Source organism: Nocardioides yefusunii (assembly GCF_004014875.1).
Lineage (GTDB): Bacteria > Actinomycetota > Actinomycetes > Propionibacteriales > Nocardioidaceae > Nocardioides > Nocardioides yefusunii.
Genome location: NZ_CP034929.1, coordinates 1,885,481 through 1,909,944 on the forward strand (window position 1 = coordinate 1,885,481; position 24,464 = coordinate 1,909,944).

Below are 24,464 nucleotides of genomic sequence, written 5' to 3' on the forward strand. Positions count from 1 at the left end.
TCATTCAAGTTAAAGGGCTGATTTTGGTGCCGCAGATCACGCCGTGCTCCGCACGTCCTCCTGCCACAGCAGCGCCTCGACGACCGCGTGTCGCCACCAGGCGTAGTCGTGCCCGCCCTGGTGGACGGACGTCTCGACCAGCACGTCGGCCGCGCGCAGGCGCGGCACCAGATCGGCATGGCCCGGCGCGAGCACCCACTCCTGGGCGCCGTGTGCCAGGTGCACTCCCCCGGCGACGCGCCCCTGCGGCGCCACGTCGGCGACACCGGGCAACCACGTCGATGCGGACTGGCTCAACGCCCACCCGAAGACGTCGCCCCGTTCCAGGACACCCCGTAGAGCCGTCACGCCACCGAGGCTCTGGCCCAGCAGCGTGACCCCTGCGGGACCGAGCAGTCCGGGCACCTCCGGCGCCACCTCGGCGACCACGTCGGCGAGCCACGCCAGATGGGCCTGTGGGTCACCGGCCAGCGAACTCCACCGTTCCACACGTCCCCCCGAGGGAACCAGCACGATTCGCTGCGCGCACACCCGTCCACGCCCGACGAAATCAGCCACGACGGCAGGCAGGTGGTGCAACTGGTCCCAGACCTCACCGTCGAGCACCACCAGGACGGGCGTCGCCGGAAGCGCGTCGACGGGTTCGACCACCGCGACGCCCCGGCCCGCCACGCTCACGCTGCGTCGTCGCCAACCGGGTGGCGTCTGCTCACCGGACACGTCGGGCCACAACCGTGGCGCTTCCGGTCCCTCGACGACGGACTGCAGCACACCGGCGCGGTTGCGGCAGGTGGTCGGATTGCGCAGGTCGCGAGCACCACGGTCCAGGGCTGCGCGCAACTGCACCTGATCCCCCGTCCCGAGCCACGGCGCAGTTTCACCGCCGGCGCGGGGCAGGAAGCAGTAGGAGGCACGCCAGTCAGTCGGCATCACGAAGGCCGCCGCCCACAGCCCGGTCCCGGGCACCCGATCCATCAGGGTGGTCGACAGGTCCGTCTCGTCAGAGAGCCGGTTGGCCCACAGCAGGACCTGCTCCGCACCGGGCGACTCCACCACGAAGGTGCAGCGCATCCGACTCTCCGTCGACGCCACCGGTGCACCCGGAGCCAGATCAGCCTCACTCGCGGACCAGTGATCGATCCACGGCGTGACCTCGGCCGACGCCCAGCGAGCCACCACCTCGGCCGACGTCGGGCCGGGCACGCGCGGCACCGGCCACGGGCGTGGGGTCTTGGGCGGGCGGGACGTCGCACCGAACGTGGACGCAGTACTCATGGCGCTGCCCCCACCTGCTGGCTGGTGCCCACCAACGGCACCACGATCGGGGTCCTGCTCAGCGGGTCGACCAGGATCCGGCACGGAACGTCGTAGACCTCCTCGACCAGCTCGGCGTCGACGATCTCGCGCGGGTCACCCTGCGCCACGATCCGGCCGTCCTTCATCACCACCAGATGGTCGGCGTAGCGGAAGGCGAGGTGCAGTTCGTGCAGGACGACGACAACTGTCCGCCCCGCCCGCGCCAGGCGTCGGGAGAGTTCGAGAACCTCGAGCTGGTGCGCGATGTCGAGGTACGTGGTGGGTTCGTCGAGCAGCAGCAACGGCGTCTCCTGCGCCAGTGCCATCGCCAGCCACGCACGTTGTCGCTGGCCGCCAGAGAGTTCTTCGACCCGACGCTCGGCCAGTTCCTCCACCCCGGCGGCACGCATCGCTTCGTCCACGGCCCGGGCGTCTGCCGGCGACCACTGACGCAGCAAGCCCTGCCACGGGAACCTCCCGCGGGCGACGAGGTCGGCGACCGACATCCCGTCGGGTGCGGTGGCACTCTGGGGCAGCATGCCCAGGACCCGCGCCAACTCCTTGGCGCCGAACTCGGTGTGGGGGCGACCGTCGACGAGGACCTGCCCGGCGCTCGCCGGAACCATCCGCGCCAGCGCCTTCAACAGCGTCGACTTGCCGCAGGCGTTGGGGCCGACCACCACCGTCATCGCACCGGTCGGGACGTCGAGGCCGAGACCGTCGACGACCGCGCGGTCGCGGTACCCCACGCTGAGGCCCCGCGCCACGAGCCGCCCGGGCTCTGCCGTGGGAGCCGTCGTCGGCATTTCAGGGCAGTTCGTCATCGTTTCTTCCGTTCGAGAGTCAGGAGAGCGATCAGGTAGACGCCGCCGAGTGCGCCGGTCACGACACCCACGGCGTACTCACGTCCGGCGACAGCGTGCTGGGCCAGGAGGTCAGCGCCGAGGACGATGACCGCTCCGACCAGCGCCGAGCAGACGAGACCGGGGCTGCTGCGTCCGGCCAGACGTCGGGCGATCTGGGGTGCTGCGAGAGCCACGAAGGCGATGGGGCCGGTCAGTGCCACGGCGACGCTGACCAGTGCCACGCCGACGACGACGGCGACGCTGCGTACCCGGGTCACGTCGACGCCGGTGGCCCGGGCTGCTTCCTCGCCCACGACGAGCTGCTGCAGTCCGCGCGCGACCGGCGCCAGGCATCCGAGCAGCGCGAGGACGCACACGCCCGCCACCAGGACCTTGGGCCACAGCATCGTGGTGAGGCTGCCGGCCAGCCAGGTGGCCGCGATCTGCGCGGACTCCAACGAGGCGCGCACGACCAGCAGCGTGTTCAGCGCGGCCAGGGTGGCACCCACCCCCAGACCGACGAGCACCAGTTGCGGACCGCCCAGTCCGTCGCGTCCCACGAGAAGTCGGACGATCGCGGCGGTCGCTGCACCTCCCGCGAGCGCACCGATGCCGACGGCCGAGCCCGAGACGCCGAACACGATGATCTGGACCAAGGCGCCGGTTGCGGCACCAGTGGTGAAGCCGATGATGTCGGGGCTGCCCAGTGGGTTGCGAGTGACTCCCTGGAACAGGGCACCTGAGACCCCGAGCGCTGTCCCCACGACCACCGCCGCGACAGCACGAGGAGCCCGCAGTTCGACGACGAAGTACCCGGCCAAGGGATCACTCGCACGCCCCACGAGCGCGGCGAGCACCTGGTCGGGGGCCACGGCGTACTCGCCGGCTCCGAGTGCGACCGTGCCCAGGAAGGCCAGCGCCAGCACGCATCCCAGAGCGAGCACCAGCGATCGGCGTGCCACCAGCAGCGACCACGGTCTCCCCCGGGTCTCGCCGCGCCACCAGAGGGCATCGAGACGAGGACGGGACTCGACAGGGATCGGGTCGGACGGCCGGGGAACCGGCGGACGTTCGAGCGTGCTCACAGCGACGCCACCCGTCCACGACGGACCACGGCCACGAAGACCGGCGCACCGATCAGCGCTGCCACGACACCGACCTGGGTCTCCTCCGGGGCGATCACCACCCGGGCCAGACAGTCCGCGACCAGCACCCACACCGGCCCCAGCAGCAGCGAAAGGACGGCCACCCGACGGTGGTCGTGGCCCACCAGGGCACGAGCGAGCATCGGGGCCGCCAGACCCACGAACCCGATCGGGCCGGCCGCAGCCGTGGCACCTCCGGCCAGCAGCGTCACGGCGAGCAGCGACAGGGCTCGGACCCGGCCGGGCCGGACGCCGAGTGCCTTCCCGGTCTCCTCCCCCATGCTGAGCGCGTTCAGGGACGGCCCCAGCGCGAGGGCGACGACGCCACCGACGAGCAGGAACGGTCCCACCGCGATGAGCACGTCCCAGCCCCGCCCCTCGACCGAACCCGCGACCCAGAACCGGAACTCGTTGAAGGCCTGCTGGTCACTGAGCACGAGCGCCTCGGTGACGGCAGCCAGAGCGGCACTCACGGTGACTCCCGCCAGCGCCAGGCGAGCCGGCGATCCGCTTCCAGCACGCTGCTGACCCGAGCCGCCGGCCAGCACGTGCACCCCGGCTCCGGCCACGGAAGCCCCCGCAAAGGCGAACCAGACCGTCGACCCCAGTCCGCTGCCGAATCCCAGGACCACGCCGAGCACCACGGCCAGCGATGCTCCGGCGTTGATCCCGAGGATCCCCGGATCGGCCAGAGGATTCCGGGTCAGGGCCTGCATCACGGCACCTGCCAGTGCCAGCGCCGCACCGACCGCGACCGCGACCGCCGTTCGCGGCAGCCGCAGTTCGTTCACGACCACCGACGCCTGCGTCCCGTCCGGGCTCAGCAGCACCTCCCCCACCCGTGCCGGCGCGATCGGATTGCTCCCGACGACGAGCGAGGCGGCACAGGCCAGGACGAGCAGCAACGCCGCACACGCCACGGACACCCTCCACCGGCGCACACCACGGCTGCCTCGGCGCCCGGGCGGCGTCGAGGACGACCGGTCCTGCTCAACGATGTGAGCGTCGTGGCGCTCAGCGGGGGGAGGAGTGGAGTCGTGCAGGCGGAGCAGCGAGTTCACGCCCGCCGACCGAAGCGCAGCGCGGTCAGCAGAGCACCGCACAGCAGCAGGCTCACCGCCAGGATCCCGACTCCGATCCACGGGACGCGGGGGCCGTCGGCGTCGGCCGCGACGTTCTCGGCCGTTGCGGGAAGCGCGGGGATCCGCAGGGCCGCCGGCTCTCCGGCGACCGCCTCGCCGGCCGCAGCCGGGGCCGTGCCCGGCAGTTGTCCGGCGATGCCGTCAGTGGTGGACGTCCCGCCAGTGGCTGCACCCGAGCCCGCATCAGGAGCCGTGGCGTCGGTCCCAGCCGGCACACTGCCCTCTGCCGCACTGCTCTCTGCCGCACTGCCCGGGGAGCCTGCGGAGTCGGCGGCCCCGGAGGTTCCGGAGGTTCCTCCGCCCCCGGCACTGCCCTGACCGGATCCAGTCGTGCCCGTACTGCCCGAGCCGGTCGCTCCGGACCCGGACGCCGAGGACTGACCGGTGTTCGAGGAGCCCTGCGAGCCTGTCCCTGCCGAGCCAGCACCCTGCCCCTCCGCGGCGCCTGTACCGACGGAGTCGGATCCAGCGCCCGGCACGACGAAGTCGGTGTCGCCACGCAGCGAGTAGGGCTTCACGCCCAGGTAGTTGCCGTCGTCGTCGACCATCTCGGCCGAAGCCAGGAACCGCAGCCAGTGGCTGCCGGGCTGCACGTCGGCGGGAAGTTCGAAGGAGCCGCGCACCGCGCCGTTCTCACCGACCTTCTGCTGGTGCACCACGCACGCACCGTGCTGGCCCTTGGCCGAGCAGAACTCACCGTCGTCGATCTTCACGCTGACGATCTCACCGGCAGGGAAGCCGCTGATCGAGAAACTGAGGCGCTCACCTGCCCGCAGGGTCGACGGGCTCGCCGTCCCCTGGGTGCCACCTGTGTCAGGGCTGGCCCCACCGGGTGGAAGGGCCGAACTGCTGGGACCGAGGGCGAGCGTCGTCAGGGCGCAGGCCAGCACTCCCGCGGCCGCCGCCACCCGCTTCGTCTTCACCCGCTTCGTCTTCACAGGGCACCGCCACGGCGCTTGGCGCGAGTGAGCCGCGTACCGAAGGTGACGCCGGCCAGCAGCGTGACGCCGACACCGCCGAGCAGCACGTCCCGCTGCGCGAGGCGCGGGTCGCCGAGGTTGTCGTTGACCGAGCGCAGCCCCTGAGGGTTGCGCCCCTGGAGGTCGACGCCGGTCCATCCGACCGCCACGCCTGCTGCGGTCTGGAACGAGAACCGGTAGCCACCGTCGGTGAGGTCACGGAGATCGAGGAAGGCCTTGCCGTCACCTCCCGGAACCACCCAACCGGCAGGCACCTGGACGCCGACCTTGTCGAGGACGTGGACGAAGACCTCGCCCTGTCCGGCACCGAAGCTCACGACGAGGGTGTCGCCGTCGAGTTCAGAGCGGATCTCGGCGGTCTCCGGCATCGAGGACCACCCGCGGTACACCGACGGCATCGTGGCGGGACGCTCTGCGGCCACCGGGAGCAGCGGTACTCCCTCGGCTGCGACGTCGTCGCCCTCGGGCACCGAGGTCGGCATCGGCACGTCCGGGGTGGGGAGCAGCGGAACAGTGGGGTCGACGGGGGTGACGGGGACGTACGGCGCGGGAACGTAGGGCGCGGGAACGTAGGGCGCCGGGACGGTCACGGGAGGAAGGACGGGGTCAGGAGCGGGCGGATCGACGGAGTCCTTCCCGGGCTTCTTGCCCGGTTCCTTGCCGGGCTTCTTGCCCGGTTCCTTGCCCGGGTCCTTGCCCGGGTCCTTGCCCGGGTCCTTGCACGGCTGCTTCGGGAAGGTCACCGAGGTCCATCCGAGGAGTTCACCGACGACGCCCGCATTGCCGTTCTGCAACACCACACGGTGCGTGCCCTCCACCTTCAGCCCGTCGAGGGGCAACGTGACGACACCACCCTCGCCGAGCTGGAGCCACTCGGTCCACGGGTTGCTCGGCGAGCCGTCGTCGAGCATGAGCGAGGCGTAGACCCAGTCGTCCTTCTTGCCCAGCGGCACGGTCAGCACGAGGCGCTTGCCCAGTTCGGCGGTGAAGGCGCCCTTGGTCTCCGGGGTCAGGTCGTCCGCGGCCAGCACCTCCGGCGGCGCTACGGGCCGGTGCTCGCCGACGGTGAACTCGTCGGAGACGACGGTCCGGGCGGTGTCGCCCTCCTTGACGGACCCGGTCAGGCCACGCAACGTGTGCGTCCCGTCGACGAACGCCGGGGTCGAGGTGAGGTCGGTGCCGTCGGGCAGCGGCACGTCGGCGACGAACGTGCCGTCCGCAGCGTCGGCCTCGACGACGAACCAGATCGTGCGGTTGGTGTGGATCGTGTCGTCGAGACGGCTGTACGCACCGTCGTCGATCTTCAGTGCCACCTTGGAGCCACCGTCGGTGGGGTGGCAGAACCCTGCACCCGTGACGGTGACGGTGCCACCACGAGGCACCACGCTCGGTGCGATGCTCAGCGACGGCTTGGCCTGGGTGGGCACGCAGGGTGTGACGGCATGGCCGGCGGGGCTGAGGAGGATCCCGGCTCCGAGGGCACCGGAGGTGACCATCAGTCCGCCGACCGCAGCGGTCGCGAGGCCGCGCGCAGCACGACGCCGGAGCCCACTTCTGGGGGCCTTCGTCCGGGCCGGAACATACGTGGAACTGGAGGTCACGAGAGGTTCTCCTTCACCGAGTCGACGAGTCCGCGCATGAGCAGCGGGCCTCCGGTGGACGTCCACAGGGACCCGTCCACGACGTACACCTGGTCGTTCCTGACTGCTGCGAGCGTGGAGAAGCCGGGCACTTCACGGGCGTCGGCCAGGGCCGCGCGGGCACTCTCTGCGTCGCTGGCGCCGCCTGCGTCCCGGTTCCCCTCCGACGCTCCGCCGAGGGTTCCGAAGAACATGTGGTCGGCGTCGATCTCGGCGAGGTTCTCCAAGGACACCGGCTCACTGTGCCCGCGTCCTCGGCGATCCTGGCCGGCGGGTCGGGCGAGTCCGAGGTCCTCCAGCGCCATCCCGGCGGGCAGTTCCTTGAGGATCACCGAGGCCGAACCTCCCTGCCAACGCACGATCGAGAACGTCTCGTCGGCCTGGTCGGTGAGCGTGGCGGCCACGTCGCGCACGTGGGCGTCGTAGTCGTCCTGGACGGTCTCGCCGGCCTCGACCTGGTTGAGGGCCAGGGCGACCTGACCAAAGGTGGCCCGCCAACTCCCGCCGGCGTACCCGGCGTAGTAGGTGGGAGCGATCTTGCGCAGCACTCCCATCACCTCGGCGTTGTTGATGCTGGTGCCGTCCACGAGGATCAGGTCGGGGTCGGCAGTCGCGATGGCCTCGTAGTCGGGGTTCGCGATGGTGCCGAGGACCGGGATCTCGGCTGCGGCGTCTCCCAGGTAGGCGGGTGCCGCCGACTGGCCACGACCGGCGACGGTGCCGACCGGCGTGATACCCAGCGCCAGGGCTCCATCGAGCGTCGGCTCGCTCAGGGTGACCACACGCTGCGGTTCCACCGGGACGTCCATGCGGGTGCCCTCCACGTCGGTGACCTCACGGGTGGGGGCGTCCTGGGCTTCCTCCGACCCTGCTGCACAACCGCTGAGCAACGACGACCCCACGAGGAGAGTCGCAGCCAGGGCGATCAGGTGTCGACGGGTGCTCCCGCCCGCAGAATGACCCCCGCTGGGCACGATCGGGGACTGCTGGCGTCGGGGCTGGCCTGCTCGGCCGGACTGGATCTTCACGTGGCCCTCCAGGACTCACAGCGTCGGACGTTAGTTAGGCAAGGCGACCCTAACATTGATCAGATCAAGGCGTCGGCGGGGATCGCCGCCCCCTCGGAACTGCTCATCCACGCACAACCCAGGCGCACACCGCTCCTCGCTCCGCCACCACGGAGCTCGCACCTCGCCCTGTAGGCGCCATCCGTCGAGTCCGGGAGACCTACCGCCCAGGCACCTTCGGGGTGACGCTCTCCCGGACCACTCGAGTGGAGGCCAGGGCGAGGACGCAAGCCCCGAAATGCAGCGAGGCCGCAGTACATGACTGCGGCCTCGGGGTCAGCGGAGCTCACGCTCCGACCTGCAGGGAGATGGGATCAGCGGCGACGCTCCACCGGACGGAGCACGTAGTTGAGCGCCGTGACCCACGTGGCCGCGACGGCGGCCAGGACGGCGATGCCCAGGATCCGCTCGAACGAGCTGGTCGGCCAGAGTGCGAACGCGAGTCCGAATCCGGTGCCACCCAGGGTCACCGCCACCACCATCATGATGTGCATCGAGTGGGTCGCCCACGCGATCGGAGGGCGCGGGACGCGGCCGGGCTTCGCGGGCGGAACAGGAGGGGTCGACTTCGCCATTCCCCCAGTCTCCCAGACGCACGACATCGATCCCCATGCGCACGCCGAGACCAGTGCGCCCTGCAATGCGCCACCACGCGCGTCCAGACCACCGCGCTTCCATGCCTGCAACTTTCCGAAATACCTTTCCTTAGGGATTTGCTTAAGTTTATCTTTCTGGTCGACTTGCTCCACGAATCTTTGTGCACCACCCAGCGACCAGCAGGAGTCCCGGTGACCGCCCCGCAGACGAAGCGCACCACGCTCCCCGAGCGTCCCCAGGGCGAGGTGGACGTACCGCGCACGCTGACGGTGCGCAACACCGTCGAAGACCAACTCTTCGTCGCCGGATTCCGGTCCGTCGGCCTTCTGGTGCTCCTGATCGTGTCCGCGATCGGCGTCTTCCTCGGCTCCCAGTCCGTCCCGACACTGCAGCACTACGGTCTCGACTTCTTCACCGAGTTCCGCTGGCTCCCCAGCCAGGACATCATCGGCATCGCAGCCGTCGTCGTGGGCACGATCCAGGTTGCTCTCGTCGCCCTGCTCATCGCCGTCCCGCTCTCGGTGCTCACCGCACTGTTCATCACCGACTGGGCGCCCGCGCGCTGGCGCACGAGCCTGGTCCGCCTCGTCGACCTGATGGCAGCCGTCCCCGGCATCGTCTTCGGCCTCTGGGTCCTCTTCACCGTGCAGCCGCACGCAACCGTCGTGGCGCACTGGCTGAGCAAGCACTTCGGCTGGTTCCCGCTCTTCCACGTCCGCACCGACGTCGACTTCCCGATCTGGAACCAGGCGCCGGGGTACCCCTCCTACGCCGGAAGCGCGTTCATCGCCGCGATCGCCGTCGCCATGATGATCTTCCCGATGGCCACCTCGGTGATGCGCGAGGTCTTCTCCGAGGCCCCCGCCGGCGAGAAGGAGGCCGCGCTCGCCCTCGGTGCCACCCGCTGGTCGATGGTGCGCACCGTCGTCCTGCCCTTCGGACGCAGCGGCATCGTCGGCGGCACCATGCTGGCCCTGGGCCGCGCGCTGGGCGAGACCATCTCGGTGGTCCTGGTGATCTCCCAGGCCTTCGAGATCAAGCCCTACGTGCTGGAGTCCGGCACCGCGACGATCTCCTCGCTGATCGCCTCCAGCTTCAAGGAGGCCACGCCGGCCCAGTTGTCCGCGCTGCTCACCGCCGGCTTCGTGCTCTTCTGCATGACCCTGCTGGTGAACAGCCTCGCCGCGGTGATCGTCTCCCGCTCGCGTGGCAGTGAGGTGACCGAACTGTGAGCACCACCCTGCCTCCGAGCCGCCCCGAGACCGTCACCGCGCTCACCGCTGTGGCCACGCCGCAACGCGAGGTCCTGCGCCGCACCGACGGCCGCACCTCCGAGGACCGGTTCGCACTCCTGGGCTCGCTGGCCGCGAGCCTGGCGCTGACCTGGCTCCTGGGCACCAAGATCTTCGCCGTCTCGGGCGGCGTCGCGTTCACCGGCCTCTGGTACCTGGTCCTGCTGACCGTCTACGCGGCGGTGAGTGCACTCACCCAGCCCCGGCACGTGGTCAAGGACCGCCTGGCCTCCACCGCAGTGGTCGGCGCCCCGCTCCTGGTCGGGCTCGCCCTGCTCAGCACCGTCGTCGTCACCGTCATGCACGGTCTGCCGGCGCTGACCCACCTCAACTTCTACACCCACGACATGGCCGGCGTGCGCCCAGACGATCCGTTCACCAGGGGCGGGATCCTGCACGCCCTGGTGGGCACGCTGATCGAGGTCGGGATCGCGGTCGCCATCGCGATGCCGCTGGGCGTCGCCGCCGCCGTCTACATCTGCGAGGTCGGGGGACGAGGCGCACGCCTGGTCCGGATGGTCGTCGAGGCAATGACCGCACTCCCCTCGATCGTCGCCGGCCTCTTCGTCTACACCGTCTGCCTGGTCCACCTCGGCATGCCGGCCAGCGGACTCTCCGCCGCGCTCGCGCTGGCGGTGATGGCACTACCGATCATGGCCCGCGCCAGCTGCGTCATCTTCAGCGTCGTTCCCGGCGGGCTGCGCGAGGCGTCCTACGCGCTCGGCGCGACCCGCTGGCAGACGGTGCGCAAGGTGGTTCTGCCGACCGCCCGCGCCGGTCTCGCCACCGCCCTGATCCTCGGCATGGCCCGGGCCATCGGCGAGACCGCTCCGGTGCTGCTCACCTCTGGCGCATCCACCTACTTCAACGCCAACCCGCTCGACGAACCGATGAACTCACTGCCGCTCTACATCTACGCCGCCGTCACCTCCGGCAGCCCACAGATGGAGCAGCGCGCCTACGCCGCTGCCGCGGTCCTCCTCGTCGTCGTGCTGCTGATGTTCGTGATCGCCCGGCTCGTGGCCGGCGGAAGGAAGTCCCGATGAAGTCCCGACGTCCGATCGGTGTCCGGCTGCGTGCCAACGCTCTGGCCCTGTGGCGCGCCACCGCCGTGGCCATGTCGCTGGTCCTCTTCGTCCACTCCAGCCCGTCGTGGGCCACCAACTACGCGTTGATCCAGGGCTCCGGCTCGTCGTGGGCGGCCAACGCCGTCAACCAGTGGGTCGCCGGCGTCGACGCCAAGGGACTGCGCGTCGTCTACACCGCGAACGGTGCGGCCCAGGGCCGCAAGGACTACGCCAACAAGTCCACCGACTTCGGCGTCACCGACTCCCCCTACCGCGGCAAGGACCCCTCGACCGGAGCCATCGACTCCCCGTTGGGTCGTTCGTTCGCCTACCTGCCGATCGTGGCCGGCGGCACCTCGTTCCCCTACCAGGTCCGGGTGGGCGGGGAGATGATCCGCGACCTACGCCTCTCGGGCGACACCATCGCGAAGATCTTCACCAACCAGATCACCAACTGGAACGACCCGGCCGTGACCCGTGACAACAACGGACGCCAGCTGCCCTCGATCCCGATCATCCCGGTCGTGCGCGCCGACGGCGCCGGCATCACCAACCAGTTCTCCACCTGGATGGTCGCCGAGCACCCCGAGGCGTGGAAGGAGTGCAACGGCGGACGGCTCGCTGCCACCGACTACTTCCCGCTCAACTGTGGCGCCACCCGCGGACCGCAGAAGGCCCAGTCCGGTTCCGACGGCGTCATGAACTACGTCAAGAGTGCGGGTTCCAACGGCTCGATCGCGATGGAGGAGTACTCCTACCCGCTCCAGGCGAACTTCCCCGTCGCCAAGGTGCTCAACAAGTCCGGCTACTACACGCTGCCGACGCAGTACAACGTCGCGGTGGCGCTGACGTCAGCGCAGATCAACGAGAACCCCGACGACCCCGACTACCTGACCCAGAAACTCGACCGGGTCTACGTCAACCCGGACAAGCGGACCTACCCGCTCTCGTCGTACGTGTACGCGATCATCCCCACCGCCGAGAACGACCCCCGCATGACGACCGCCAAGCGTCAGACCGTCGTGGACTTCCTCAAACACTCCATCTGCGAGGGCCAGTCCGAGATCGGTCCCATCGGTTACTCGCCGCTGCCGGTCAACCTCGTGCAGGCGTCGTTCAAGCAGGTCAACAAGCTCAAGCAGGCCGACGACGACGTCGAGTTCGACTCCTCGATCATCAGCAACGTCAAGAACTGCCACAACCCGACGTTCGTGCCCGGCCAGCCGAAGAAGAACTACCTGGCCCAGATCGCCCCGATGCCGGCCGACTGCGACAAGGTCGGACAGGGCCCGTGCGCGCCCGGCGTGGGTGCGACCAACTCCAACCCCCGTGACGGCAAGGTGCCCGACGCCACCCCCAAGGGTGGCAGCGGCGGCAAGAACGGTTCCCCGACGACGCCCGGCGCAGGCTCGCCGACGGCTCCCGGCGCTCCCGGCATCGGCGGTGCCGGCGGCACGGGAACCGACGAGGGCACGACCGGCACCGGGACCGGCGCAGACGGCGCAGCCCTCCCCGGTGACGTTCCTGCCGGCGACTCCCCCGACGCCGGGGTCGACGACCTCGGACTCGGCACCACCCAGGGCAGCACCGGGAACGGGCAGGCCGCACCGGTCGTCGCCACGACCCTGACCGCAGGGGAGGCCGCCACCGCGTCCCCCCAGCTCAAGGGCCTCCTCGTGGCCCTGCTGCTCGGATGCGTCCTCGCACCCGTCGTCGTCTCCCGCACCTCCGCCCGAGGACGTGCTGGCAGCGGCGGAGGTGCCCGATGAGCACCACGTTCGAGGGCCGAGGTACCGGGGTGCGCCGGGCCGCGCCGCGCCTGCCGCTCGCCGCCGCCGTGCTGTTCGCCGGGACCGCAGCCCTGGTCCCGGGTTCCGACGCCGCTTCCCGGCCTACGCCGGAGTTCACCGGTTCGGTCACCGCGGTGCGTACCGCCGTGGCCCAGGACGGCAGCGTCGACGAACTCGACCGCCGCACGGTGACCCTCACCGTCGACACCACCTCCGACCTCCGCGGTCGTCAGGAACTGCACGTCACATGGAGCGGCGCCACGCCCACCGGCGGCATCGTGGGTGACCCCACCACCTCCGAGGCCCGCAACCAGGAGTACCCGATGGTGCTGCTGCAGTGCCGGGGCGTCGACACCGACGGCGCTGCCCCGAAGGGACAGGTCAAGCTCTCCCCGGAGACCTGCTGGACCCAGACCTCGGTGGAGCGCTACGTCGCCGCGGCCTCCACCACTCCGTCGTGGCGTTTCGACAGGTACGCCACGGCCGCGGACCGTCGCGCCGTGGTCGGCGCCCCGGACCCGCTGCCGGAGGAGTGCGACAACGTCTCCACGCCCCTGAGCGCTCGCTGGCTGCCGTTCCGCAGCGCGAACGGCACCACCTACCCCGGTGGCCCTGACCCGGACGCCGGATGCGTGAGCCTGCCGCCCGAGACCGACAGCGCCGAGTCCGGTGGCCTGCCCAGCAACACCACCTACGGCGTCACTGACACCTCGGGCAAGGGAGCGGCCGACTTCGCCGTCTTCACCAGCGCCGAGAACGGCTCCCTGGGCTGCTCACCGACCGTGCACTGCGCCCTCGTGGCCGTCCCCGTCGTCGGGGTCTCATGCGACCCGTGGGGACACGACCTGCCCGCCGGGACCGTCCAGGAGAACCGCAACGGTGTCGCCCTGACCGAGTCAGCCAAGGCCACCGCCGAGAGCACCTGCCGCCGCACCGGCGCCTACGCCCCCGGCGCCACTCGCGCGAGCGAGTCCACCGACCAGGCGGTGCGCGGCAACCTGTGGTGGTCGGCCTCCAACTGGCGCAACCGAATCACCGTCCCCCTGGAGTTCGCCACCACCGGAGCCGTGTGCGACACCTCCGGCTCGCGCGCGCCCACCGAGATCATGGGATCGGTGGTGCTCAACGAACTCACTGCGTCGTGGCGTCCCGCCTTCTGCACCACGTCGTCACTGTTCCCGTTCACCCACGTCCAGCAGTCCGACTCCCTGGCCCGAACATTGCTCGACAGCGGCGAGATCAAGGCCGCGTTCAGCAGCGCCCCCCAGGACGGCGGCTGGACCCGCGAGGTCGTGCAGGCCCCCACCTCGGTGGGCGGCTTCGCGATCACCTTCACCATCGACAACGCCGACGGCGAGCGGGTCCGCGAACTGAAACTGACGCCCCGTCTGGTCGCCAAGCTCCTCACATCCTCGTACCCGACGATGCCAGTGGTGCGCGACAACCACGGGTCGCTCGGCACCAATCCGCTCAACATCACCCTCGACCCGGAGTTCCAGGCACTCAACCCCGGCCTTCCCCAGTCCTCGTCTCTCGACGCAGCCGCGGCGCTGCAGTACTCCTCGGCGAGCTCGGACCTGATGTGGGCGCTGACGTCCTGGATCGACGCCGACACCGAGGCCCGGAAGTGGCTCGACGGCGAGCCCGACGCGTGGGGCATGAAGGTCAACGCCGCCTACGCCTCGATCGCACTGCCGGTGGACAACTGGCCGCTGCTCGACGACTTCATTGCGCCGCAGTGGTACCAGGACCAGAACGCCTGCTACGCCAAGAGTCCCACCCCGGTGATGCAGCTGGTCGCCAACCCGCCCTCGAACCTCGCCACGGTGGTGCTGAACGTCCAGTACGCCAACTCGGCGGTCGCCACGGTGTGCCGCTACGACGGCTACGACCCCACCACCTTGCCGCTGCGTCAGCAGGGACGACAGAAGGTGGGCTACCGCTTCGTCCTCGGACTCACCTCCACCTCCTCGGCGCAGCGCTACAACCTCGGCACCGCCTCGCTGGGCACCAGCACGACCGGTTTCGTCGCCCCGTCGACGGAGACGATGACGGCTGCCACCTCCTTCCTGGCCCTCGACGAGAAGAGCAACTCCTGGACCTTGGACGTGGCGGCGCTGAGTCGCAGCACCGGCGCACCCGCCTACCCCGGCACCCTGCTCGTCAACACGGTCGTACCCACCTCCGGCCTCGACGCCACCACGGCGGCGCGCCTCGCCTCGTTCCTGTGCTACACCCATCGCGACGGCCAGGTGTCCGGTGCGACGAACGGCCAGCTCCCAGCGGGATACCTGCCGCTGACCGCGGCCAACGGCCTGGGCAAGCAGTCCGAGCACCTGCTCCGTGCCGCACTCGCGGTCCGCGCCCAGGCCGGCGGCAGCCCCCGCGCCAGCGGTGCTGCACCGAGTCGGGCCGAGGCCTGCGGCACGGTGCGCCCCAGCCCGTCCCCGTCGTCGTCCCCGAAGGAGCCGAAGCGCACTCCTGCAGCACCGGTGGACGTGCCCGGCTCCGCACCGGGCGGCGACGTGCTGTTCCCACCCGCCGACGGCGGAGTCCTGCCCCTCCCGGCGGGCGGTGACGTGGACGCGAAGGACACCCCGGTCACCGTCAGCACTCCGTCGCTGGAGACCACCGACGCGGCCCTCCGGCTCACCTCCGGGGACTCCTCGACGCTGGGCCGACTGGGTGCTCCGGCACTGCTCGGTGCCGCGGTGACTGCACTGCTGGCCGCGGGCTGGCTGCAGTGGGGCGCCCGGTTGCTGCCCGCGCTGTCGGGTCTGCGTCGTCGTGCAGCCAGGAGCCGTCGATGAGCGTCCTCGCCGCCGACGTGGCCCCGCGCACGGTCGTGCACCACGGGGCGGTCCTCGACCTGCCTCCCGTCCAGGGGGAACGTCTGCGCCCCCGGTTGCAGGCGGCCCACGTCTTGGTGACGGTGGCCGTCCTGGCCGCGTGGACGCTGCTGCACCTGCTGGTGCTCAGCGGCGTCGAGCAGGGGCGCGCCCAGGTGGGTCTCTACGACCAACTGCGTTCCGACCTCGCCGAGGGCACGGTTCCGGTGGGAGCTGGCGCCCAGCCGGGTGACCCGCTGGCACTGCTGAGCGTTCCGGCGATCGGGCTCGACCGCGTCGTCGCGGTCGAAGGCGCTCGTCCTGCTCAGTTGCAGGACGGCCCCGGCCACGTGCCGGGGTCCGTGCTTCCGGGTCAGCAGGGCGTCAGCGTCCTGGCCGGTCGTTCCCTGACCCACGGCGCTCCGTTCGCCGACCTGACCTCGCTGCGCACGGGCCACCTGGTGGAGGTGACCACCCAGCAGGGTGACTTCATCTACACCGTCACCGGGCTGCGTCGTGAGGGCGACCCCGTGCCCGGCAAGCTCGCCGAGGGTGCCGGGCGCCTGGTGTTGGTCACCGCGGGACGCGAGGGCTCCTCAGGACTCGCGAGCCTGCGGGCCGGCGAGATCCTCTACGTCGACGCCGAACTCGCCGAGGGCGCTGTCGCCCCCGGCCCGGTGTCGACGACCGACCCGGCGGCCCGCTGGATGGATGCGGGAGTCTCCACCACCGATGCCACCCAGGTGGTCCTGGCACTTCAGGTCCTGGCGCTGGTGCTCGCGGGCACTTTCTGGTGTCGGCGCCGCTTCGGGACCGGTGCGACTGCCGTGGTCGCGCTGCCCTGTCTGGTGGCGGCCGCCTGGCTCACCTCGTCCTTGGCTGCCCGGCTGCTGCCGGGCCTGGTCTGAGGCGGTGACCCACGGCTGCCGCACGACGCGGGGGCGTTCTCCTCCCTCTTCAAACAACACTTATCAGATAGATGAAAGGCACAATCATGAAGAACCGACGCCAGCGCCTCAGCGCCGCCGTCGTCGCGACCCTCGCGACCGGAGCCCTCGTGGCCGCCACCGTCCCGGCCCAGGCCGACCTGGCGCCGCTTCCCAAGGACGTCGTGTCCACGGGTTCGGACATCCTCCAGAACTCGTTCAACTTCCTGGCTGACGGCTATCACGAGCTGCCCGGCTACAACGCCGCCGGCAACAGGTACCGCTTCGTCAACTTCGACTCCTCCGGTGACGCCCAGGGCCGCAGCGCCTTCACCGACCCGCGCCTGCTCCCCACCGAGACCGTCAACGGCGAGAAGTACGTCAAGCAGTCCGACATCAAGCTCCTCAACCCCACCATCGCCCTGCGCGCAGGCCAGGACCTCGTGGTTCGCCCGACCGGCGGCGGTGGCGGCGGTCGTGACGCGATCATCAACGACAAGCTGGGCTGGATCGACGTCGGCCGCTCCCCCGACCCGCTCACCACCACCCACCAGAACAACGCCCAGAACAACTTGAAGTCGAAGCTGCTGCGCATCCAGATCGCCACCGACCGCCAGCTGATAGCGACCTCGACCACCACCAACGCGCCGGCCACGATCTCGGCCGAGGCGATCCTGAAGATCTACTCCGGCGAGTGGAAGACCTGGGGCCAGGTCCCCGGGTACACCGGCCCCGGAGCGAGCGAGACCATCGTCCCGCTGATCCTGCCCACCGACGCCGGCATGTGGAACACCTTCGTGGCCAACGTCGCCAAGCAGAACCCGTCCGCCACCGTGGACTCCGGCACCCTGCGCCGCAACCAGAACAGCATCGTCGTCCAGCAGAACGACCCTGTCGCCATCACCGCGCTCTCCGAGTCCCAGCGCAAGAACGCCATCGTGCCGTTCCCGCGCGGTCGCTTCCGCACCCTGAACACCGGGTACTACACCCAGACGTTCGACGGACAGAAGACCAACAACTACAACACCGAGAACGGCGGACGCACCGCGGCCGACGCTGACGGCATCAAGCTCCTCGACGTGAACTCGAGCAGCGACTCGGCCAACCCGGCCTCGCCCTACGGCGGCAACTTCGCCTACAACGCCATCGTCCGCGAGTCCGACCTGCTCGACGCGACTCCGTGGCAGCCCGGCAGCACCCTCAACTGGGTCCAGGCGCTCTTCTACAACCCCGACGGCCCCGCGCCGTTCGTCCGCACGCCCGCCGGCAAGGCTCTGCTCGAGGCCGCCGGCGTGACGCCCGACTACCACGTCTTCGGCACCGACAACGCCGAGATCGACCTGGACTGACCGGGTCGGTCCGGCAGGAAGAAGTGACACCAGAGATGGACAAGGAAGCACGCATCACGCTCCTGGGGGCAGGGGCAGCAGTGGCGATCGCCGCGGCAGGAACCGCCCTGTGGCTCACGGGGTCGTCCTCGGGCACGGCAGCGAGCGCCGGGGCCGACGTCCCGGCGAACGCCCCGTACTCCGACGACCGTTCCGCGGGGCGGATCACGCTCTGCGACGCCTCCGGGCACCCGGTCACCGAAGGGGACGTCGCCGACTCCCCGTTCGTGCACCGCGCGGTCGGGACCACGGCTCTGCCGAGCGACCTCGACCCGTCCGGCGCAGTGGGCACGCTCTTCGCTCACCAGCCGCGCACCGGCGTGATGAGCGAGGAGTACAGCGGCGTGGCCCTCTCGGCCACGGGCGTGCTCGCCGACCCGACTGTTCCGTCGGTCGAGGTCGGCGCGGAGACGTGGTCGATCAGTGACTTCGTCACGGCGTTCCCCGCCACCCAGGACGGCTTCGTCCAGTTGCGTGTGGTGCTCGGGACGCCCGAGCTCGGAACCCTGACCGCAGCCCCCTACGACTCGCTCGACCTCTGGGTCGACGGGTCGAGGTGGCGGGCGATCGAGCCGGGCACCGCCGACTGTTCTGCCTCCTGACCCTTTCCCGCGCACTTCCTGCCACCGGACCACCGGTCCCCACGAGGAGACATCGATGAAGACCTACACACGCAGGACCGGCGCAGTCGTCGCCGGCACCGCCCTGGCCGTCTCGGCGGCACTGGGCGGCCTGACCGCCACCGCGGCCGAGTCGTGGTTCAGCGGGGACGTCACCAGCGTTGCCGACCCGCACCGCACCCAGACCGCCCTGACCCTGCTCGACGCCGCCGGCGCCCCGGTGACCTCGGGCAGCACCTCGGCCCCGATCGCGGCTCTTGCTGCGGCCGGAGCCGCGGTGGGCACCGGAGCAACGCACGCCCAGCTCTTCGCGCACCTGCCCCGCTCCGGTTCAGCGGCGGGCGCCTGGCCCGGCGTCCAGGTGAGCGGCACCGACCGTTTCACCGGCACCGGCGCGGTCACCGCCCCGAGCACCGCGGCCGGCAAGCCGTACGTCCGCATCACCTCGGACGCCTACACCGTCGCCGACCTCGTCGCAGCCCTGCCGAACGTCGAGACCGGGGCCTCCTTCGCCGGCGTCTACGAGCTGCGCCTGCGCACCTCGTCGAGCACCGGTGGCCTCTCCGACGACTACGCCGCGGCGTGGATCAAGGTCGACGGCAACCGCTGGAGCAGCACCACCGCGCCGATCCCGGGCGACTCCTCGACTCCGGTGGTCACCCCCACTGCTGTCGCGACGACTGCCCGGGCCACGTGGCCCCGCCTCACCTACGGCCAGGCCGGCACCGTCACCGTCACCGTCACCGGGCAGGGCGCCAACCGCCCCACCGGCGACGTCACGCTGAGCACAGGAAAGACCGTCCTCGGCAAGGCCCGTCTGGCGAGCACCGGCACCGCGAAGATCACCGTCGCCGCGGGCGCCGTGCAGCCGGGCAAGCAGCGCCTGACGCTGACCTACGCCGGCGTCAAGGACAGGTGGAGGAGCAGCACCGTGGCTGGAGAGGTCACCGTGGCCAAGGGCAAGGTCTCTGCCCCCTCCGCCAAGGTGACCACCCGCGCCACCGTCAAGAAGAAGGGAAAGGTCACCGTCACCGTGGCCACCGCGAAGGGGCTCGCGACCCCGAGCGGCAAGGTGACCCTGACCCTGACCAAGGGCAAGAAGAAGGTCAAGGTCACCAAGGCGCTGTCAAAGGGCAAGGCCGTCGTGACACTGCCCAAGCTGGCCAAGGGCACCTGGAAGACGAAGATCACCTACGCCGGCGACAGCCGTTACGTCGCGCGCACCACCGCTGCCAGCAAGGCCACCCGCGTCAGGGTCACCGCCAAGTGATCGAGCCCTGACGGGTCCGGCCCCTCGGGTGGGTGGGTGCGTCCACGGAAGGGATGCACCCACCCGCCCACACCCGCGCCACGCACTGCGCCACCCACTGTGATCACCCCGACCACCGCCCGTGAGCGGCCACCACACCCCCAGGAGCACGACGATGGACGCCGAGACCGAGATTCTCACCAGCGCCTCACCGACCCCGACCGACGCGGGGTTCCTCGACACCACCCTCATCACCGACCGTGCAGGCGGCGAGCAGTTCGAGGACGGGTCCGACGTCGACTCCCGGAGCACCGCCCCCGCCCCGCGCCCGCCGACGCCGTCAGGTGGACGCCTCCGCCTGCCGTGGACCAGCGGCGCACACCGCGCACACCGCAGCGCCCCCGAGGTCGCGGCCGAACCGGCCACCCTCGAAGCCCGGGCGGTCTCGGCGTGGTTCGGCGAGCGCAAGGTCCTCGACCGCGTCTCCTTGACCATGCCTGCCGGTCAGGTCACCGCGCTGATCGGGCCCTCGGGCTGCGGCAAGTCCACGTTTCTGCGCACGCTGAACCGGATGCACGAGCTGGTGCCCGGCGCCGCCCTGGCTGGCGAGGTGCTGCTGGAGGGCGTCGACCTCTACGACGCCGAACGACGTCTCACTGACGCCCGACGCCAGGTGGGCATGGTGTTCCAGAAGCCCAACCCGTTCCCGGCGATGTCGATCCAGGAGAACGTCCTGGCCGGGTTGCACCTCACCGGCGCGCGCCTCGACCGCGACGCGGAAGAGAGCCTGGTCGAGGAGTCGCTGCGTCGCGCCGGACTCTGGAACGAGGTCAAGGACCGCCTGCGTCAGCCCGGTTCGGCACTCTCCGGCGGCCAGCAACAGCGCCTCTGCATCGCCCGATCGCTCGCGGTGAAGCCCCGCGTCCTGCTGATGGACGAGCCCTGCTCGGCCCTGGACCCCACCTCCACCCGCGTGGTGGAGGAGACGATCACCCAGATCGCCGAGCAGGTGACGATCGTCATCGTGACCCACAACATGCAGCAGGCCCACCGCGTCTCCGACCAGTGCGCCTTCTTCCTCGCCTCGCACGGCACCCCGGGCGTGATCGTCGAGCACGGCCCCACGGAGGCGATGTTCTCCGAGCCCCAGGACCAGCGGACCTCGGACTACGTCAACGGTCGTTTCGGCTGACCACAGCACCTCACGCACGTCACACAGGACCCCACGGCCTCTCACGGCCATGGGGTCCTGTGCGTGCCTCCCCTGGACCACCCGCGCCACGTGATGCCGACCGCACGCCAGAAACCCCTGTACGCAGCTCCACTTTGATCTGTTAGGTTTCCCTCACCTTGACATGACTAAGGGTTGCCTTACCTACACAACATCTGCCCTTCGGGGCTCAGGAGCAGGAGCAGATCGTGAGCAGCACTCGCATCCGACGCAGGGTCGTCGCAGGTCTCGCGGCGTCCGCCGTGGCGTCGTCCCTCACCCTGTCCCTCGGACTCACCGCCGCCCAGGCAGGCCCTGAGGGCGCCCCGGGTGCCTGCAACGGCCCCGGTGAGCTGTACGTCACCTCCAGTGGCCCGATCGCCGCCGGGCAGACCCTGCACTTCGCCGGGTCCGGCTTCAAGGTCTCCGGCACCGCCGAGGCCCCGCAGGGGCAGGTGCTCTCGATCAAGTTCGACGCGGCCGGCCCCGGCGGAGGCGTCTACGAAGGCGTCGCCGCGACAGGCGGAGTGGTCGGCACCGTCCAGCTCGACGCCGACGGCACCCTCGAGGGCTCGGTCACGATTCCGGCCGACATCGACAGCCCGACCGTGAACCCGAAGAACGCCGGGCTCCCCCACTACCTCCGCGTCCTCGGCTCCGACCCCGGCATCTCGTGCACCACCGACAGCTTCGCGGTCGCCGCCGACGCCGTCGCCGCCCCGGTCGTCACCGCCTCCGCGCCGGTCACGTCCAGCCGTGGCACCACCAGCCAGAAGATCACCGTCAAGGGCACCGGCTTCCGTGCCAACGAGGTGGTGACGGTGAAGTCCGCCGTCGGCGGCACTACCTACGGCACCGCGACCGCCAAGGCCGACGGCTCGCTCGATGCCAGCATCACCGTCGTCCTCGGTTCGCTCCTCGGTGGACGTCACCAGGTCGTCGTCGAGCGGGCCGACGGCAACGACCCCGACGCCGTGGCCACCTTCACCGTCGCTCCACTGGTGACTCTGTCCAACATCGCCCTCGACAGCCAGGGCACCGTCACGATCGTGAACGGCGAGCCCGGCGCGCGCTTCGCCTCCCTCACCGTCACCACCGACAAGGGCCCCACCAACGTCCTGGACGCCCCGTTCTCCGTCGCTTCCGACGGCTCCGCGCAGGGCACGTTCGCCCTGCCCGAGGGCCCCTATCTGGGCACCCGCGACTTCGTCCTCGCCCAGAGTTCGCCCTCGGCCACGACCTTCACCGTCGCCGCGAAGATCTCCCCCTCCTCGGCGCTCCTCAACACCGACTCCTACGAGATGCTCAGCACCGCCCCCGGTGCGATCGAGCAGGGTCTCTACCAGACCGCCTACTCGGAGAAGCAGGACGCGATCTACGCGACCACTGCCTCCGTCACCGCCACCTCGACGCTCTACAAGCTCGACCCGACCACCCTCGCCGTACGCGCTTCTGTGGTCCCGGCGGAGGAGAGCGCGGGCGTGAAGTGGGCCGCCTACGGCGTCGGCGTTGACGACCACCACGGCAACGTGTGGGTCACCAACACTCGTCAGAACACCGTCGCCGTGTACGACGCTGCCACGCTCGAACTCAAGCACCAGGCCCCGCGAGGCACCCTGGCCCACACCCGCGACGCGCTCTACGACCCCACCCACGACGTCGTCTACGTCTCCTCCGCATCCGAGGGGACCAGCGGTTTCGGTGGGATCGGTGTCTTCGAGGCGAACGACAACGACAAGGACGGGGTCAAGTACGAGCTGATCACCACGATCGCCTCCGACGTCCCGCGCGCTGAGTTCTCCCCCATGAGCCTCGAGCTCGACGTCGAACACGGCAAGCTCTTCACGGTCTCCAACACTTCGCAGGCCGCGATGGTCGTCGACACCACCACCCGCCAGCACACCGTCGTGGAACTCCCCGAGATCCAGGCCGTCACCTCCCGCGGTGCGTCCGGCGTCGCCTTCGACCCGAAGACCAAGCGGATGTTCGTCGCTGCCCAGACCGACGAGGTCAACGTCCTGCAGTGGAACGACGACTTCACCGCGGCCACCACGCTCACGGAGGTCCCGACCGGCGCGGGCGCACTGAACGTCGCCTTCGAGCCCGTCTCTCGCACCGCCTTCGTCACCAACTTCGGCGGCACCACGGTCACCGTCCTCGACCTCGACGGCAACAAGGTCGCGAACCTGCCGATCACCAAGCCCAATCACGTGCACGAGGACGGCAAGGGCAACGTCTTCGTGGTCAACAAGGACACCGACAACCAGGTGTTCAAGATCTCCGCCAAGAAGATCACCGCACCCGAGGTGGTCGAGGTCGCTGGTACGCCGACGATCACCGGCACCGCTCAGGTCGGCAAGAAGATCACCGCCAAGGTCGGCGCCTGGACCACCACCGCCAAGCTCACCCAGCAATGGAAGCGCAACGGCGTCGCCATCAAGGGCGCCACCGGCACCGCCTACACCCCGGTGGCCGCTGACGCCGGCAAGAAGCTGACCGTCACCGTCACCGGGGCGAAGAAGTCGGCCACGTCCAAGGCCACCGCAGCGGTCAAGAAGGGCACACTCTCCGGTGCCACCCCGAAGCTGTCAGGCAAGGCCAAGGTCGGGAAGAAGCTCACCGTGACCATCGGCTCCTGGAGCACCGGCGCGAAGACCTCGGTGAAGTGGTACGCCAACGGCAAGGCGATCAAGGGCGCCACCAAGAAGACCCTGAAGCTGACCAAGGCCCAGAAGGGCAAGAAGGTCACCGTCAAGGTGACCGGCACCAAGCCGGGCCACGCCCCCCTGACGAAGAAGTCGAAGGCCACCACCAAGGTCGCCCGCTGATCCCACCGCCGAGAACGCGACGAGGCCCGCACCACCTGGAGGCGGTGCGGGCCTCGTCGCGTCGTCGGGGTGACGCGCAGCACGAGAGGAGAGAGCCTCAGCTCCAGCGTCGGGCGGTCTCCGCGGCCAGTTCGACCAGCCCTGCGGTGTCGTCGCCAGCCTCGAGGAGCTGACGCGGGCTGCGCCCGTCCAGGTCGTCGTGCGGGGTGCTCACCCAGAGCGCGACCGACCAGGCCGGCTGACCGGTCATCGCGACCAACACCTCACCCAGGCCCGGGAGGACAGCGCCGTCACGGACCTGCCAGGTGGGGAACATCCGGGTGCCGTCGAAGGCGGCCACGGCCATCACTGCGCGGCTCTCGCAGAGACGGTCCAGCTCGGCGGCCGTCAGGAGCTCCTCGTCCGGCCCCGCCAACGCGTCGCGCATCCCGGTCTCGTCGTGGAACTCAGGGCCGACCTGTTCGGCCATCGGGTTCATCATGACGGCAGGGGCGCGCCCGCCCTTGCCCGAGGACGAGGTCTGTCGCGAGGACTTGCCGGTGCGCTTCACCTGC

The 24,464-nt window shown here is 70.4% G+C and carries 19 protein-coding genes; 10 read left to right on the plus strand and 9 right to left on the minus strand.

The features are described from left to right. Window positions 1–36: 36 nt before the first annotated feature. From EOV43_RS08595 to EOV43_RS15705, 8 genes are all read right to left on the minus strand, one after another. Complete coding sequence (locus EOV43_RS08595) at window positions 37–1,275, minus strand: alpha/beta hydrolase (protein ID WP_128220924.1); 1,239 nt, start codon at window positions 1,273–1,275, stop codon at window positions 37–39. Further along, window positions 1,272–2,045: an ABC transporter ATP-binding protein gene (locus EOV43_RS08600; RefSeq protein ID WP_239022034.1), complete on the minus strand. Its 774-nt coding sequence runs from the start codon at window positions 2,043–2,045 to the stop codon at window positions 1,272–1,274. Before EOV43_RS08600 ends, EOV43_RS08595 begins: the two co-directional genes overlap by 4 nt. Before the next feature lie 71 nt (window positions 2,046–2,116). Further along, window positions 2,117–3,226, minus strand: coding sequence for a FecCD family ABC transporter permease (locus EOV43_RS08605; protein WP_239022035.1), 1,110 nt, complete (start codon window positions 3,224–3,226; stop codon window positions 2,117–2,119). Beyond that, on the minus strand, window positions 3,223–4,206 hold the full coding sequence (locus tag EOV43_RS08610) for a FecCD family ABC transporter permease (RefSeq protein WP_239022036.1): 984 nt from the start codon (window positions 4,204–4,206) through the stop codon (window positions 3,223–3,225). The genes EOV43_RS08605 and EOV43_RS08610 overlap by 4 nt, the downstream gene beginning before the upstream one ends. 137 nt (window positions 4,207–4,343) lie before the next feature. Next, the gene (locus EOV43_RS08615) at window positions 4,344–5,351 is read right to left on the minus strand and encodes a hypothetical protein (RefSeq protein WP_128220926.1); all 1,008 of its coding nucleotides are present in this window, start codon (window positions 5,349–5,351) and stop codon (window positions 4,344–4,346) included. Window positions 5,352–5,362: 11 nt separating this feature from the next. Beyond that, window positions 5,363–7,009 (minus strand): hypothetical protein, encoded by a 1,647-nt coding sequence (locus EOV43_RS15425; RefSeq protein WP_164878797.1) that lies wholly within the window; start codon window positions 7,007–7,009, stop codon window positions 5,363–5,365. After that, the gene (locus tag EOV43_RS08625) at window positions 7,006–8,076 is read right to left on the minus strand and encodes an ABC transporter substrate-binding protein (RefSeq protein WP_239022037.1); all 1,071 of its coding nucleotides are present in this window, start codon (window positions 8,074–8,076) and stop codon (window positions 7,006–7,008) included. The genes EOV43_RS15425 and EOV43_RS08625 overlap by 4 nt, the downstream gene beginning before the upstream one ends. Window positions 8,077–8,429: 353 nt before the next feature. After that, entirely contained in the window at window positions 8,430–8,690 is a 261-nt protein-coding gene (locus EOV43_RS15705) for a hypothetical protein (protein ID WP_239022038.1), read from the minus strand. Window positions 8,691–8,903: 213 nt separating this feature from the next. Here EOV43_RS15705 and pstC point away from each other — a divergent pair, with 213 nt between their 5' ends. The 10 genes from pstC (at window position 8,904) to EOV43_RS08675 (ending at window position 23,910) form a co-directional block, all read left to right on the plus strand. Next, window positions 8,904–9,944: a phosphate ABC transporter permease subunit PstC gene (pstC, locus tag EOV43_RS08630; protein ID WP_239022039.1), complete on the plus strand. Its 1,041-nt coding sequence runs from the start codon at window positions 8,904–8,906 to the stop codon at window positions 9,942–9,944. Next, a complete protein-coding gene (gene pstA, locus EOV43_RS08635; protein ID WP_239022040.1) occupies window positions 9,941–11,050 on the plus strand; it encodes a phosphate ABC transporter permease PstA in 1,110 nt (369 codons plus the stop codon). The genes pstC and pstA overlap by 4 nt, the downstream gene beginning before the upstream one ends. After that, window positions 11,047–12,840 carry a substrate-binding domain-containing protein gene (locus tag EOV43_RS08640; RefSeq protein ID WP_128220928.1) on the plus strand — a complete coding sequence of 598 codons (1,794 nt, stop codon included), beginning with the start codon at window positions 11,047–11,049 and terminating at the stop codon, window positions 12,838–12,840. The genes pstA and EOV43_RS08640 overlap by 4 nt, the downstream gene beginning before the upstream one ends. Next, window positions 12,837–15,671 carry a hypothetical protein gene (locus EOV43_RS08645; RefSeq protein ID WP_128220929.1) on the plus strand — a complete coding sequence of 945 codons (2,835 nt, stop codon included), beginning with the start codon at window positions 12,837–12,839 and terminating at the stop codon, window positions 15,669–15,671. The genes EOV43_RS08640 and EOV43_RS08645 overlap by 4 nt, the downstream gene beginning before the upstream one ends. Beyond that, on the plus strand, window positions 15,668–16,597 hold the full coding sequence (locus tag EOV43_RS08650) for a sortase (protein ID WP_128220930.1): 930 nt from the start codon (window positions 15,668–15,670) through the stop codon (window positions 16,595–16,597). Before EOV43_RS08645 ends, EOV43_RS08650 begins: the two co-directional genes overlap by 4 nt. Window positions 16,598–16,683: 86 nt before the next feature. Then, complete coding sequence (locus tag EOV43_RS08655; protein ID WP_164878804.1) at window positions 16,684–17,964, plus strand: substrate-binding domain-containing protein; 1,281 nt, start codon at window positions 16,684–16,686, stop codon at window positions 17,962–17,964. 35 nt (window positions 17,965–17,999) lie between these two features. Further along, window positions 18,000–18,605, plus strand: a complete 606-nt coding sequence (locus EOV43_RS08660; protein WP_128220932.1) for a hypothetical protein — start codon at window positions 18,000–18,002, stop codon at window positions 18,603–18,605. Window positions 18,606–18,660: 55 nt separating this feature from the next. Next, complete coding sequence (locus tag EOV43_RS08665; protein WP_128220933.1) at window positions 18,661–19,893, plus strand: Ig-like domain-containing protein; 1,233 nt, start codon at window positions 18,661–18,663, stop codon at window positions 19,891–19,893. A gap of 337 nt (window positions 19,894–20,230) precedes the next feature. Continuing rightward, window positions 20,231–21,064 carry a phosphate ABC transporter ATP-binding protein gene (locus EOV43_RS08670; RefSeq protein ID WP_378529053.1) on the plus strand — a complete coding sequence of 278 codons (834 nt, stop codon included), beginning with the start codon at window positions 20,231–20,233 and terminating at the stop codon, window positions 21,062–21,064. A 227-nt stretch (window positions 21,065–21,291) separates the two neighbouring features. After that, the gene (locus EOV43_RS08675) at window positions 21,292–23,910 is read left to right on the plus strand and encodes a hypothetical protein (protein ID WP_128220935.1); all 2,619 of its coding nucleotides are present in this window, start codon (window positions 21,292–21,294) and stop codon (window positions 23,908–23,910) included. A gap of 97 nt (window positions 23,911–24,007) precedes the next feature. Here the strand turns inward: EOV43_RS08675 and EOV43_RS08680 are convergent, their stop codons facing one another. Beyond that, entirely contained in the window at window positions 24,008–24,460 is a 453-nt protein-coding gene (locus EOV43_RS08680; RefSeq protein WP_206611298.1) for an antitoxin Xre/MbcA/ParS toxin-binding domain-containing protein, read from the minus strand. Between the last annotated feature and the right edge of the window lie 4 nt (window positions 24,461–24,464).